The organism is Synechococcus sp. H55.9, assembly GCF_047462355.1.
Taxonomy (GTDB): domain Bacteria; phylum Cyanobacteriota; class Cyanobacteriia; order Thermostichales; family Thermostichaceae; genus Thermostichus.
Window position 1 is genome coordinate 7,546 of sequence record NZ_JANSJB010000001.1, and the last position, 12,393, is coordinate 19,938.

The window sequence follows — 12,393 nt, forward strand, 5'->3', positions numbered from 1 at the left end:
GCGACCTATAAAACTCTAGAGCACTATAAGGAAGGGCTCCATAAACAAGCTGTATTGAACACCGCATTGAGCACAGTTCTTAGAATCTCAGAAAAAAGGTCAGATCCGCGCAGCCGTTATCTTTTTTTTAGATTTTCTGGCGTGAAGCTAACCTCAAGACCCTCCGGTTCTGCTGGGGCGAGCTTTGAGTTGCTGCTAGGGGGTTAGGAGTCTGCCGGCGGCCTTTCTCGTCCAACCCAGCGCCAGGTGGTGGGCAGCAGGGCTGCTGCCAGCCCGCACTTCACCAGGTCTCCTGGTATAAAAGGGAAGACCCCTTTGTTGAGCACTGCCAAGAGAGAGGTGGGGCCGACATTCTCGTTCAGCCATACCCCCAGCCAGGTGGCTCCCAGGACGTAGATCAAAGCCGAGCAGGAGAGCATAGCCGCCGCCATCTTCCAAGGGTCGCGATCCACCCCCCAGCGCTCCACAAACCAGCCCATCAGCCCAGCAGCCAGGGGAAAAGCTAGCAGGTAGCCCCCCGTCGCTCCGGCTAGGTGTTTGAGCCCAGCTCCGCCGCCGCTGAAGAAGGGCAATCCCAAAAGCCCCTCCAGCAGATACAGCAGCAAGGCGAGAAAGCCCAGCCTGGCACCAAAGCCTGCTCCCACCAGCATCACGCCAAAGGTTTGTCCGGTAATCGGTACCGGCGTGAAAGGCAAAGGGATCCGCACCTGAGCCAGGGCCGCTACAAATAAGCTGCCTCCCACCACCAGCAGCAAGTCTCGAACGCGGGAAGGGCGAGGCAGCAGGGTTTGCGCCAAAGGTGTGTGAACAAAAGTTGCAGTCATAGGCTACTCGAAAGACTGAGATACAAGGGATAGCAACCCTCTGCCGGGATCTGCCGGCTATCGCAAAAAGTTTTGGTTAGGGATCCCGATGGCATTGCAGCGATTGGCCGGCAAAAGGGCTGCATCCCGTGCAGTATACCGTAACCGGCGGATCCCGCACCTAGGCACTAGCTTTATCAATAAAAATAAAATTGGGTCTAGAGAAACAGTCTGTGCAGTCGGCCTTGCGGGGAAACCCTATTGTTGGGAATAACCAGAAAAGTCCAACGGGAGAACCGTACCGAGCCCGCTGCAGCTGCACAGCCCCTCAACTCAAAACCCAAAAAAAGACTGGCAGTGTGAGGTCTGCCAGTCTGAGCAGTTCCCTGTGAGTGAGCTGATGCCGTCGTTGCCAACGTCTTCAACCCGATCCCCAGTTTGTGTCGCTTCTTGCCATCTGGAAGTGATTTAGATCACCTGAGACTTGGGATCTTCAGCCTCGGCGAGCCCTTACAGAGGGAACACCTCAAAACAACGGCAACTGCTCCTCTTGCGCCGGGGCAGGCTCCTCCCAATTGGGATCCCAGTCCTGTGAGGGATCCGCGGCTTCTGCCAGCAGCTGACGGGCGGCGGCCAGCAACTCGTTGTGCAAAGGGGCCAGATCGCTGCGGTCGGCCAGATACTGCTCCAGAGCCGTCAGGGGCTCAAGTCGGCTGGGATCCAAGCCCGGCAGACGGATGCGGCCGGGGCCGATCACTTCCGGAGTGATGGTATAGCTAAAGGCAGGGGCGAGAGCATTGTGCAAAGCCCGCTCATCGACGCAGTCGAGCTGGTCGGGGCGTAGGCGGTAGATCAACCGCAGGATAGAGCCGGCCACCGGCGCCTTGGCGATGGCGGCCAGCAGTTTGGCCTGCACCTGCTGGGGCGGATCGGCGCTCAGATCCAGGCGGATGGTGTGAAAGGTGCGGGTGGGCAAGGGCAAAAATTCGTAGCTCGCACCTGTGGGGGTGACTTCGACCAGCACACAACCTTTTTCCTCTTTTTCCTCGCCAAAGTCCACCCGCTCAATACTGCCGGGATAGATCACCAAGGGATCCCGACACAGCACCTGATGGCGGTGCACATGCCCTAGGGCAACGTATTGGTAGGCAGGCCGCGCCAGCAGCGAGAGGGGTACCGTAAATCCTTTACCCACCGAAAGATGCCGTTCTGCTCCGTAGCGGGCCGTCTCTACCATGACGTGAGCCAGCAAAATCGCCGGGATCCCCGGCTGCAGGGTGCGGACCTCCCCCTCTAGGGCCAGATGAAGACGCTGCAGGAGCTGATGGGCGAGGATTTCCCCATCCAGTCCCAAGCTCTCTTGTTGCGTGAGCAGAGCGGAGCGGTTCAGCCAAGGTAAAGTCGTCACCTGCACCGGGCCGCTGCGAGTTGCGATCCGATGAGTTTGCAGCCTGTCTCCCACGATAAAGCCTGCAACCCCCAAAGCGCGGTAGATGGCCAGGCTGTTGCCCTCTTGCCCTTGCCCATACTGGTCGTGGTTGCCCACCAACAGGACGGTCGGGATCCCGGCATCGGCCAAGCGGCGAAATTGTTGGGCAAAAAGCTCTTGGTGGAGGGGGGGTGGTGTTGCATCGGGAAAAGCATCACCCCCGAACAACACCAGATCCACCGCTTGGTTGAGCGCATGGTCAATGCACAGGCGCAAAGAAGTCACAAAATCTTCTAAACGGGTGTTCAATCCAGTGGCCGGGTTGATGTGACCATGGGCAAGGCTGCTGCCCAGATGAACGTCCGAAAGATGTAGCAGCCTCACCATCTTGGATACTCTTGGAGTCTTTGAAGCCCTCTCATCTGTTGGGATCAACCTTGCCGTTCGCGTTAGCGGAGCCGAGTCCTTTGCTTGCCTGGCCTCCCAGATCCAGAGCTAGGAATCTTGGCTCAAGCTTGTCGGCGGGGTCTGGCTCGATCCAAACGCAAGGGCCGGCCCATGAACTCCTGCCCGTTAGCACTCTCGATGGCTTCATCTTCCTCGGCCTCGGTTGCCAGATCCACAAACGCGAAGCCTCTTGTCTGACCCGTTTCCCGATCTATCGGGATTGTAACCGACTTAACGTTCCACCTCTGCTGGAAGAAAGCTGCTAGTTCTTCTGTTGAGGCTTTATAGTTCAGGTTTCCCACAAAAATGGTCATAGCAATTCAAGCAAAGTAAGGCACCAATCAGCAAGAGGGGCAACCAGGCTCCAGGGTAATTCACTTCTATCATGGAGACTTACCGAATCGCACAACATGAAAGGATGTAAAGGGATCCCTGCCGGAAAATCCTCCCGCTTCCTGGTCCAAAATCTACCTTTGTCAAACTTTACAGGCCTGTACTCTCCCTGCCACCGGGTTGAATTCCTCTGCCCTCGCCTCAGCCAAACTCAGGCACCGCCGGGATCCCACACCTTGCCATGTTGTTGCAATTTGTTAAGATGTGTATTAGATTGCTTGCACTACCTGGCCGGATCTGCGCTGTTGCAACCCTCTGCAGATCCCTAAACCTGAGCACCCTGAGGTGATAATGATGGACGAAACGCTAGATCTCTCCTTGGAGCAGCAATTTCGCCAGCGGGCTTTCGAGACCTTGGTTTCTCGGATGAGCCACGAGCAGGCCAAAGACATCTTGGTTAAACTGCACAAGCAAATGCTGTTGCAGGAAGCCACTTACCGCCAACTGCTGCGTCATTCCCTCAGCGCCTGATGCACGCCCTTTCGCTTCCCACTTGGTGGATTCACATCGCCAGTGTCTTGGAGTGGAGCGCTGCCATTGTGCTTGTGTGGCAATTTGGGGGGCGGGTGGGCCGGCCCGAGTGGCGAAGTTTGAGCTGGGCAATGCTGCCCGCTTTGCTGGGGGCGATGTGCGCGATCACCTGGCACTGGTTTGACAACGACCCCAATTTGGACTGGGTGGTAACTGCCCAGGCCAGTTTTACTTTAATCGGCAACTGTACGCTGGCCTGGGCTGCTTACCACATTTGGCGGGCTGAGGCAGCAGATGCACCTTCACGGGAGGGGGAGCCCGACTGAGCGATGAACAGTTTGTTTGCCCTCTCCTTGTTTCCTTACTTGGTCTTTTTGTTCTTCCTGTCGCGGCTGCGCCGGATCCCGCGGCTGGCCCTGACTGGGTTTTGGCTGCTGCTCCTTTTTGTGGCCATCAGCATCCCGGCAGGGCTGTACGCTCAGGTTCACTACGGCACTTCTCTGGCCAACGTGGATCCCTTGCATGGGGGGGCAGAGGCTTTTCTCACCCTCTCCAACATTTTGGTGGCCTTGGGCTTCAAGCAAGCCATTGACCGCCAGGGATCCCCAGAGGCTGGGGACGGCAGCTCTGAGTTGTAGTCATTGCAAACGAGCCTGAGCCAGTCTTTCGACCTGACACACTGCCGAGCCCAAGCGCTCCGCGCCGCTACCCTCACCCCCAACCCCTCTCCCTCTGGGAGAGGGGGGCTGAGCGGCAGACGAATCGCCTCGGCACGGCATGAACCGAATGTAAAATGGAAGTCTGGACTGGACGTCTGCTGTTGTTTATTCTGAGAGACCTGCCGGATGGTGGCCACTCTTTCTGTCCCCAAAGTGAAGCTCAAGCATCCGCCCCTGCGCATCTATCGCATGGGCGACAAGGTGCTGCGGCAGCCGGCCAAGCGTGTCAGCCAGGTCAACGATGAGATCCGCCAGCTTGCTCGCGACATGCTGCAGACCATGTACAGCTCGGATGGGATCGGTCTGGCGGCTCCGCAGGTGGGCATTCCCAAGCGCATGATTGTGGTGGATCCCCATCCCGACAAGCCGGAGGTGCCGCCGCTGGTGCTGATCAACCCGGAGATCCGCGAGTATATTGGCGAAGCAGTTGCCGGGCAGGAGGGCTGCCTGAGCATTCCGGGGGTATTTTGCGAGGTGATGCGCCCAGAAGGGATCGTGGTTTCGTTTAAAGATGAAACCGGTCGGCCCCGCACCATTCGAGCTGACGATTTGCTGGCGCGGGTGATCCAGCACGAAATCGATCACCTCAATGGTGTGCTGTTTGTGGATCACGTGGAAAACGAGCTGCTGCTGGATCAGGAGCTGCGCAAGCACGGCTTTCAGATGCAGGATGTACAGCGCAAAGGCAAGCCCTCTGTCGCCTCTCGCTGAAGCCCTGGCAAAGTTTTCACGTCTTAGTTTGTGTTGGTTTAGTGCTGCAGGCGCTGAGCCAAGAGCTGCTCCTCTAGGGCGGCGATGCGGTTGTAGGCAGCGGTTAATTGGGCACTCAGTCGCTGGACTTGGGCTTCTGGGGCAAGCTCGTGTCCCATGCTGCGGCTGCTTACCACGGTGGGTTCATCATCCAACAGGAAGTTGTGGCTGCCATCTTCCACCAAGTCTGAGATCAGAACGCTATAGCGGGAGGGGGCGGGGACATTTTTTTTAGCCTCCTGCTTTGCCAGAAGAGCAGCTGCCACCTGCTCCGGCATCCGCTCGATGGCAGCTTTCAGCTCCTGTATTTGCGACTCCAGACGCTCAAGATAGTGCTGCACTGCTTCGCTCATAGCTGCCCCAGTTTGACTCTTTACTTTTATTGAAAGAGATAAGTTCTCGCTTCTCCCCTTCTTCCCCTAGATCATTTAACGATTACGCAGTTGGAGAACTAAACGTCGGCTTCAGGAGTTTACCCTAGCAAGCCAGTCCTGCTGGTTGGCGTCGGCCACAATTGAGATAGGCTCTCTCCAAAGTTTTTTCCAGAGCAGGTTTCTCTCTATTTCCAGACAAAAAATGCAGGATGCGGTTCTCCCCTTTCCCCAACAGGGCTATACCTTGCCCGTGTTTGCGGTGGCTGCTGCTAAGGCTGCTCTCCACCGTCTCATCGGGATCGCTTTGGAGCAGGACGGCGCTCATCCTGTCATTGCCGTGCAGGTGGAGCCTGAGGCGGGATCCGCTGCCGGCTGGGTCAGGATCCCGGTAGAGCAGGTGGCAGCTTTGTCGGAGAACACGGCTCTGGCCATTACCCGCTCGGATCCCGGCCCTCACCTGGATCTCACCCGCAACACACCGGTCTGGGCCTGGGTGAGCTTGGAGGAACGGGATCCCACCGCTCTCCCTTTGCTCCTGGAAGCGGGGGAGGGGCTGGGGCGGCACGCCGACGGCAGCCCGGCCATCTATGCCTACGCCCGGCGCCTGTTTGAGATCAACCTTTTGTCTGGGATCCCAGAGGGTTATCGGCTGCGGGTGCGCATCATCTTGCCGGAGGGAAAACTCTTGGCGGAGCGGACTTCCAATGCGGCGTTTGGGGTGCTGGAAGGACTGGCTCTTTTGGGGACACGGGCGGAGGTGGAGCCTTCTGCCGGCGCCGAGAGCCTGGAGCGGGCCCGCTGCGAATTGCAGCAGAAGTTGGAAAAGCACAGGCATCTGGCCTTTTGCGTGGGTAGCCATGGGCAGCAGGTGGCCTTGAGGCAAGGGATCCCGGCGGAAGAGATTCTACTGGTGGCCAATTGGATCGGGCCGCTGCTGGTGGAAGCAGGGTTGCGGGGGGCGGAGTCGGTTCATTTGATCGGCTACCACGGCAAGCTGATCAAGCTGGCAGGGGGCATCTTCACCACTTCCAGCCATGTGGCCGATGCCCGCCTGGAAATCTTGATGGCAGCCCTCATCCGCTGCGGGGGAACAGCCGAACAGGCGCGGCAGGTGCTAGAGCTAAGGACGGTGGAGGCAGCGGTGCAGTATCTGAAGGAGCTGGGCTGGGCAGAGCCGGTGCTGCAGGAGCTGTCCCGACAAATCCGCCAGCGGGCGACAGCCTATGTGCAAAAGTATGCTGCTCGATCCCTGCCGGTGCAGGTAACCCTGTTCGATCGGCAGGGCCAGGTTTGCGCTCAGGTTGGGATCTCCTCCCCAAGCCCTTGATCCCTGCTGTTGTTCCTCACCCCCAGCCCATCTCTCTAAGGCGAGCCCAAGCGCTCCGCGCCGCTAGCGCGACCACCCCCAGCCCCTCTCCCAAAGGGACACCCTCACCCCCAGCCCCTCTCCCAAAGGGAGAGGGGAGTTAGGGATCGCACTCCGCGCTGCCGGCACGTTTGCGACAGCGTTGCGTACCAAATAACGACGTAGAGAAACATTTCATTGCTATTTGAATTGCTACTTGAAACGACTCTAATGACCGTCAGGCTAGAGCCGAAAAAAAGGCTAATCTCCCAACTCAGGATCCGGCCGTACCCGCACTTCCATCTGGCGCAGCAGACGCAGCGAGCTTTCCGGCCCGTCGATCATCTGCTGTTCGTTGATCCAGTAGGTGGCAATGCCCAGGTCTTCCAGAAATCGAATGTAGGGATCCGGGGGCGGACCATCGAAAACGGCCGCCTTGTGGACGGAGAAGCCCTGTTCGATCCAGGGGGTGAGGGCAAAGCGCTCGTAATAGAATAATTGCCCCACCACCTCCTGCAGCGCCTCTGCCGCATCTTTGTGGTGTAGCAATTTCACCTCGGCCAAAAGCAGGTTTCCATCTGCCACCGCCAGAAAGTCAAACGTGTGCTGGTCTTCCCGCACCTCCAGCCCGGCCAGGCGGAACCAGCGGCGAAAGTGGTGCAAGATCTCGTTGTGGCGCTCGCTGCGCTCCAACTGACGCCGACGGCGACGCTCTGCCATCAGCGGGTCTGTCCCCGCACAGGAAGGGATCCCACTGCTGCGAAACTGGGGCGGCTCATCCGGATCCAAGACCACCTTACCCCCGGCAGGTTGATGGAGAAGGGGCGGCATCTGGGGCAACAGCTCGGCGGATCCCCACTCCACCTCTGGTTGCGCTGCCAAAGCGAGCAGATGGCGATTGAGAGGGTGCTCAGGGTGGGTGTTGAACAACAGCTTGAGTTGAGAGTGGCTGAACTGAAAATCCAGGCGAAACTGCTCCACCGAAAGGCTGCTCCGCCCCTTCTGCAGAGTCTCCTGGCCAAAGTAGAGCAGCACCAGCAGAGGATAGATGGGCAGGGGGCGATGGGGCGGGATGAGCATGGCCCACATGTCCTCGGTCCAGTGGGGGAGCAAAATCTCCGCTTGCTTGCCCTTGCCCACCACCTGCAGCATTTTGGGATGCCCCGGTTGCCAGCCACAAGGGTGATCGTCGAAGCCGCAGGTTTGCCGCCCTTGATCCACGCTCAAGGGGTAGCGCCCGTCGTAGAGGCGAAAGGGACACAGATCCCGGTCTTCGGCCAGAAAACGCTCGTCCTGCCACAGATGGGCTGCCAGGGCATGACAACCAATGCCCTCCTGGCTGTTACAAGCTTTGAGCCAGCGCCGTTCTGCTAGTTTGCCGCCCACTTTGCTTGGCGCCAGGGGCTGGACAAGGCCATTTTCCCCTTGGTTGAACAAGGGCCACACCAAGGGCTCCCCCGTCTCCGGCAGGGTGGGCAGCAGGGGGTGGACTTTGCTGTAGAAGGGATCGCAAATGCGCTGGGCCACCTGCTGCAGAGGCAGGCCATGGGGGGATCCCACCGCCGGCAGAAGGGATCCCGAGCCGGCCTGGGCGCGATGGTACTGGATGGCCAGCGCCACCTCCACTCCCACCGGACGCAGTTCCGGCGTCAACTGCCGATAGCGCTGCAGCAGCCGCGAGGCTTGCACAAACAGGTCGTAGCGACGAACTGGAACTGCGTCAGCCATAAGGTTGCCGGGGAAATTCTTCGCCGACTTGAGCGAAAGTTGTCTATGGATTTGCCTCTCGGTCTCAAACAAGATCGAGATTGGGTTTGTTGTCTGTGCAAGGGCTGCAACTGCCGAGCGCCGCGGCCCGAAGGCTCGTTTCGCTTGGCACCAGGTCAGTTGTCAGTGTAGTAGAGAAACCCCAGCGCGGAAAGATTTAAGGCTCAGCTTTGTTCCCTCAGACAGGATTGGGTTGGGGCCTCTCCTTCTTTTCAGGATCCGGGGTTGGCTGGGCTACGATGAGAAGCTGTAGCGCCTTTGCCAACTTTGTCAATCATGGCTAGCATCCAACGGGATCCTGAGGTCAACTTGTCGGCTGCCTCAACTCTTGCCCAAGAGTCTCAGCCCTCGGCGCCCCCCTTGCCTTTGCCCGTCATGTTTCGCCTAGGCTTATTTCAGATGGGCCTGGGGATGATGTCGCTGCTGACGCTGGGGGTGCTCAACCGGGTCATGATCGACCTGGATCTCTTGGCCATCCCGGCCACGGTGGTGGGGGGATCCCTGGCCATGCACCAGTTGGTTTCCCCGGCCCGCGTCTGGTTTGGGCAGCTTTCCGATGCCAAGCCTTTGTTTGGGACGCACCGCAGCGGCTATGTGCGCCTGGGCTCGGTGCTGTTTGCCCTGTGCATCTTCTTGGCCGTGCAGGTGGTGTGGGGTTTGGGGCAGAGCTTTGCCAGTAGCGGTTGGTCGCTGGCCACCTACGGTTGGATTGCTCTCGCCGCCTTGATGTTTGCTCTTTATGGGCTTTGCCTGAGCGCCTGCTCCACGCCCTTTGCGGCGCTGCTGGTGGATGTTTCCGATGAGCACAACCGCTCCCAGTTGGTGGGGATCGTCTGGTCGATGCTGATGGTGGGTATTGCCGGCGGGGCAATTGGCTCGGCAGTGCTGCTGCGCGGCCTGGATCCCGAGAACTTGCAGAGCACGATCAACCGCCTCTTCATTGTTATTCCTGCTGTGGTGATCCTGCTGGGGGTGATCGCCACCTGGGGGGTGGAAGAACGCTATTCCCGCTATGGATCCCGTTCCACCTTGGCCGGGCGGGAAGACCAGATCACCCTGGGCACGGCCCTCAAGGTGCTCACCGCCAGCCGCCAAACCCTGATCTTCTTTGGCTTTTTGGTTCTGATGACCATGGGCCTGTTTATCCAGCAGCCGGTTCTGGAGCCCTATGGCGGCGAGGTGTTCGGCATGACCGTATCCCAAAGCACCCAGCTCAACGCCTTCTGGAGCCTGGGCGTTCTGGCGGGAATTGTGGTGACCGGATTTCTGATCGTGCCCAGGCTGGGCAAGCAGCCAACGGCTCGGCTGGGCTGCCTGCTGGTGGCGATCTCCTTTGGGTTGACCATTTTGGCAGGGTTTACGGGCGAGCCAGCGATGTTGCAACTGTGCATGATCCTGTTTGGCCTGGCTTCCGGGATCACCACCAACGGCGCCATTAGCCTAATGTTGGACTTGACGGCAGCAGAAACCGCCGGCACCTTCATCGGGGCTTGGGGCCTGGCACAGGCCATGTCGCAGGCGCTCTCTACCCTCATTGGTGGCGCCTTGCTGGATCTGGGGCGGATTCTCTTTCCCTCTTCCCCCGTCCTCTCCTACGCCACCGTCTTCGGGGTGGAGGCGGCGGTGATGCTGCTGGCGGTGTATTTGCTGGGACGGGTGAGCGTAACCGAGTTCCGGGAGAAAACCAGCCGCGCCCTGACCGAGGTGCTGGCGCTGGAGCTGGAAGGCTAACGCCGCTGGGCCGGCTCGTAGTGGGGGCAGCCCTGGCAGGGCCCGCTGGGGTTGACGGCGCAGCGCAGCAGCGGCGAGTGGGCGTTGAACCGACAGGAGGGATCCCCTAGAAATTGGCCAACCTCAGGCGGGGAACTCACGGGGCGCACCAGAGCGCGGATGCCGCAGAGGTGATATTTGCCTTGCCGCAATTGGTAGGAGTGGCGCTTTTCCAAAACCAAATAGTGCTGCTCCGCCAGTTGAACGTAGGTGCCCGGATGGGGGCTGCTCTCCCAGGGGCATTCCTCCACCACCTCTCCCGAATCTGCATCGATCCACTGAATGGGCAAGGTCGGGTTGATGGAAGACATAGGGCGCCAAGGAAGTCAGTTTGGGGCAGCAGACTTGAGAATGCTGGACTGGGTCTGACCCATGATAAAACCTGTGCCGCTTTTCCCAGCAACACCGACTACAGTTAGTACAGACTTTACAGTCGTTTCAAACAAGATTGAGACGCTTTGCCCCCTCACCCCCAGCCCCTCTCCCTTTGGGAGAGGGGAGCTAGAGACGTAACAAACTGTTTCATTGCTGTTTGATAATGACTAGATGTTGGAGCGGGCTTGGCGAGCCAGTTGGGTGAGAAAAGCCAGCGGATGACGGTTGTGGAGTTGCTGCTTGAGCCGCTCTTGCAGAATCTCCTCCTGCCAGGGATCCCCCGATTGCAGCCACTCCAGGTAGCTGAGCCCCGCTACCCGCGTCAGGTAGGCCCCGCTGGCCGCCTGCAGGGGGATCCCCATGAGCATCCAGGGGCTGGCTTTGAGGGCAGAGCCCAGGGCCTGGGTGGCCAGCTCCAGTCCTCCTAGCTGCACGATCATTTGCGCCAGGCTGTGGGCCATTTGCTGGGCCTGCTGCAGGGTGATGCGGCGATCGAACACCTGATGCAGCTCGCCGATCATGCGCGCCTGGATGGCCACCCCCGCCAGCACATCCAAAGCCGGAAGAGGGGTCACGGCCAAGGCAGCAGCTGTCGCCCACTGCATCCGTTCCACGATCCGGCGACCCTGTTGGTGGCGCTCTTCCCGCAAAGCCTGCTGGACGGCCTCGCCCAGGGTTTGGGTCTGCAACAGGGCGTTGGCCAGGCGCAGATGGGATCCCTTTTGCTGCAGCAGGCGGGCCATCTGCTGGATGAGGGCGGCAGTATCGGGGGGCTGTGGCTCCCAGGTTTCTTGCCGGGATCCGTCTGGAAAGCAGTAGCGGACTTTCAAGGGCTCTGGGTCGGCAGCAATGGCCACCACCTGCTCAGGGGGGATGACGCCGGCGGTGCGCTGGCGCAGGTGGGCCAAGATGATCTCCACCTCTTCCGGCAGCATTTGATCCGTCTTGTTGAGGGCCAGGATGGTGGATTTCCCCAGCCGGGCCAGCTCCAGCAGCTCGGCATATTCCGAGGCCAGCAGATCCCCGGCCACCACCAAGATCAGCAGATCGGCCTTCTGGGCCAGGGCGCGCGCTTCTGCCTCGCCGGCGCCGCCGATGGTCAGCAGGCCAGGGGTATCGGTGAGGGAGATGGGGCCGCTCCAGCCCTCCAGCCGATAGGTGTGAATGGATCCCTGCTGGGTAGTGCCCAGGGTGGGAGCGGTTTCCCCCACAGGCTGCCCCATCAAGGCGTTGATCAGAGAAGTTTTACCAGCAGAGGCAGTGCCGAACACCACCAGGTGCAATTCCTCCTGGGCCAGCCGCCGGTCGATTTCCTGCATCTTGGCCTGTAAGGCGCGACGGCTGATGTCGTTTTGCAGCTTCTGGATGAGGCGATCGACATCCTGCAGATCCGCCTGCACCTGATCCCGGGTCAACTTAACCCGCCGTTTGCCTGGGGTTGGATCCCTCTGCTGTTGGCGAGCCTGTTGCCACCAGTGCTGCACCGCCAGCCCTGCCGCCACCGTTCCTCCCAGGATGCCGGCCACCAGCAGATCTGCCAGCGGCACCGAATAGGGAGCAACAAAGCTGTAGATGCCACTAACCCATTGCAGGTATTGGCTGAGAGCCGCCAAGCCCAGCCCCGTCAATAACCACAGCCACGTGGAGCGCGACAGCACCATGCCAACCCACAGCTTGCCCAAATGCCCGATCCGGAACGGAGCCTGATCTCTAGAGAAGCTCTGAAGATCTATCCAGAGGTCTACAAAGG

General features: G+C 59.7%; 14 protein-coding genes. 7 read left to right on the top strand and 7 right to left on the bottom strand.

The features are described from left to right. The coding region (locus tag NW857_RS00055; RefSeq protein WP_414335024.1) for a hypothetical protein at positions 1 to 207 on the top strand (207 nt) is incomplete at its 5' end. On the opposite strand, the gene NW857_RS00060 is transcribed toward NW857_RS00055, so the two are convergent. The 3 genes from NW857_RS00060 to NW857_RS00070 all read right to left on the bottom strand — a co-directional run bounded on the left by NW857_RS00060 (position 204) and on the right by NW857_RS00070 (position 2,993). Beyond that, positions 204 to 824, bottom strand: a complete 621-nt coding sequence (locus tag NW857_RS00060) for a biotin transporter BioY (protein WP_414335025.1) — start codon at positions 822 to 824, stop codon at positions 204 to 206. The two genes, NW857_RS00055 and NW857_RS00060, sit on opposite strands and share 4 nt — an antisense overlap. A gap of 505 nt (positions 825 to 1,329) precedes the next feature. Beyond that, positions 1,330 to 2,619 carry an exonuclease subunit SbcD gene (gene sbcD, locus NW857_RS00065; RefSeq protein WP_414335026.1) on the bottom strand — a complete coding sequence of 430 codons (1,290 nt, stop codon included), beginning with the start codon at positions 2,617 to 2,619 and terminating at the stop codon, positions 1,330 to 1,332. Positions 2,620 to 2,741: 122 nt separating this feature from the next. Next, positions 2,742 to 2,993 carry an RNA recognition motif domain-containing protein gene (locus NW857_RS00070; protein ID WP_414335027.1) on the bottom strand — a complete coding sequence of 84 codons (252 nt, stop codon included), beginning with the start codon at positions 2,991 to 2,993 and terminating at the stop codon, positions 2,742 to 2,744. Between the two features lie 373 nt (positions 2,994 to 3,366). On the opposite strand from NW857_RS00070, the gene NW857_RS00075 reads away from it, so the two are divergent. The 4 genes from NW857_RS00075 to def all read left to right on the top strand — a co-directional run bounded on the left by NW857_RS00075 (position 3,367) and on the right by def (position 4,973). Further along, positions 3,367 to 3,543, top strand: coding sequence for an NblA/ycf18 family protein (locus NW857_RS00075; protein WP_414341539.1), 177 nt, complete (start codon positions 3,367 to 3,369; stop codon positions 3,541 to 3,543). Then, the gene (locus NW857_RS00080) at positions 3,543 to 3,869 is read left to right on the top strand and encodes a DUF2499 domain-containing protein (RefSeq protein WP_414335029.1); all 327 of its coding nucleotides are present in this window, start codon (positions 3,543 to 3,545) and stop codon (positions 3,867 to 3,869) included. The genes NW857_RS00075 and NW857_RS00080 overlap by 1 nt, the downstream gene beginning before the upstream one ends. 3 nt (positions 3,870 to 3,872) lie before the next feature. Then, entirely contained in the window at positions 3,873 to 4,181 is a 309-nt protein-coding gene (locus NW857_RS00085) for a DUF3593 domain-containing protein (protein ID WP_414335030.1), read from the top strand. 207 nt (positions 4,182 to 4,388) lie between these two features. Continuing rightward, positions 4,389 to 4,973 (top strand): peptide deformylase, encoded by a 585-nt coding sequence (gene def / locus NW857_RS00090; RefSeq protein ID WP_414335842.1) that lies wholly within the window; start codon positions 4,389 to 4,391, stop codon positions 4,971 to 4,973. 38 nt (positions 4,974 to 5,011) lie between these two features. Here def and NW857_RS00095 read toward each other — a convergent pair whose 3' ends face one another. Further along, a complete protein-coding gene (locus tag NW857_RS00095) occupies positions 5,012 to 5,365 on the bottom strand; it encodes a hypothetical protein (protein ID WP_414335844.1) in 354 nt (117 codons plus the stop codon). 223 nt (positions 5,366 to 5,588) lie between these two features. On the opposite strand from NW857_RS00095, the gene cbiD reads away from it, so the two are divergent. After that, complete coding sequence (cbiD, locus tag NW857_RS00100; protein WP_414367647.1) at positions 5,589 to 6,713, top strand: cobalt-precorrin-5B (C(1))-methyltransferase CbiD; 1,125 nt, start codon at positions 5,589 to 5,591, stop codon at positions 6,711 to 6,713. Between the two features lie 279 nt (positions 6,714 to 6,992). On the opposite strand, the gene NW857_RS00105 is transcribed toward cbiD, so the two are convergent. Beyond that, a complete protein-coding gene (locus NW857_RS00105) occupies positions 6,993 to 8,459 on the bottom strand; it encodes a hypothetical protein (protein ID WP_414335847.1) in 1,467 nt (488 codons plus the stop codon). Between the two features lie 315 nt (positions 8,460 to 8,774). Between NW857_RS00105 and NW857_RS00110 the strand changes: the two genes are divergently transcribed. Further along, a complete protein-coding gene (locus tag NW857_RS00110; RefSeq protein WP_414367649.1) occupies positions 8,775 to 10,229 on the top strand; it encodes a BCD family MFS transporter in 1,455 nt (484 codons plus the stop codon). Here NW857_RS00110 and NW857_RS00115 read toward each other — a convergent pair. Both NW857_RS00115 and NW857_RS00120 read right to left on the bottom strand, forming a co-directional pair. Next, complete coding sequence (locus NW857_RS00115) at positions 10,226 to 10,579, bottom strand: DUF6464 family protein (protein ID WP_414335851.1); 354 nt, start codon at positions 10,577 to 10,579, stop codon at positions 10,226 to 10,228. The two genes, NW857_RS00110 and NW857_RS00115, sit on opposite strands and share 4 nt — an antisense overlap. Positions 10,580 to 10,810: 231 nt before the next feature. After that, positions 10,811 to 12,393, bottom strand: a 1,583-nt coding sequence (locus NW857_RS00120) for a YcjF family protein (protein WP_414367651.1), incomplete at its 5' end; no start/stop codon positions are given.

Excerpts from the sequence above, each read along its gene's own strand:
- NW857_RS00075 (WP_414341539.1), top strand. The coding sequence starts at position 3,367 with ATGGACGAAACGCTAGATCTCTCCTTGGAGCAGCAATTTCGCCAGCGG.
- NW857_RS00085 (WP_414335030.1), top strand. The coding sequence starts at position 3,873 with ATGAACAGTTTGTTTGCCCTCTCCTTGTTTCCTTACTTGGTCTTTTTG.
- NW857_RS00080 (WP_414335029.1), top strand. The coding sequence starts at position 3,543 with ATGCACGCCCTTTCGCTTCCCACTTGGTGGATTCACATCGCCAGTGTC.
- NW857_RS00110 (WP_414367649.1), top strand. The coding sequence starts at position 8,775 with ATGGCTAGCATCCAACGGGATCCTGAGGTCAACTTGTCGGCTGCCTCA.
- sbcD (WP_414335026.1), bottom strand. The coding sequence starts at position 2,619 with ATGGTGAGGCTGCTACATCTTTCGGACGTTCATCTGGGCAGCAGCCTT.
- NW857_RS00095 (WP_414335844.1), bottom strand. The coding sequence starts at position 5,365 with ATGAGCGAAGCAGTGCAGCACTATCTTGAGCGTCTGGAGTCGCAAATA.
- NW857_RS00115 (WP_414335851.1), bottom strand. The coding sequence starts at position 10,579 with ATGTCTTCCATCAACCCGACCTTGCCCATTCAGTGGATCGATGCAGAT.
- NW857_RS00070 (WP_414335027.1), bottom strand. The coding sequence starts at position 2,993 with ATGACCATTTTTGTGGGAAACCTGAACTATAAAGCCTCAACAGAAGAA.
- def (WP_414335842.1), top strand. The coding sequence starts at position 4,389 with ATGGTGGCCACTCTTTCTGTCCCCAAAGTGAAGCTCAAGCATCCGCCC.
- NW857_RS00105 (WP_414335847.1), bottom strand. The coding sequence starts at position 8,459 with ATGGCTGACGCAGTTCCAGTTCGTCGCTACGACCTGTTTGTGCAAGCC.
- cbiD (WP_414367647.1), top strand. The coding sequence starts at position 5,589 with ATGCAGGATGCGGTTCTCCCCTTTCCCCAACAGGGCTATACCTTGCCC.
- NW857_RS00060 (WP_414335025.1), bottom strand. The coding sequence starts at position 824 with ATGACTGCAACTTTTGTTCACACACCTTTGGCGCAAACCCTGCTGCCT.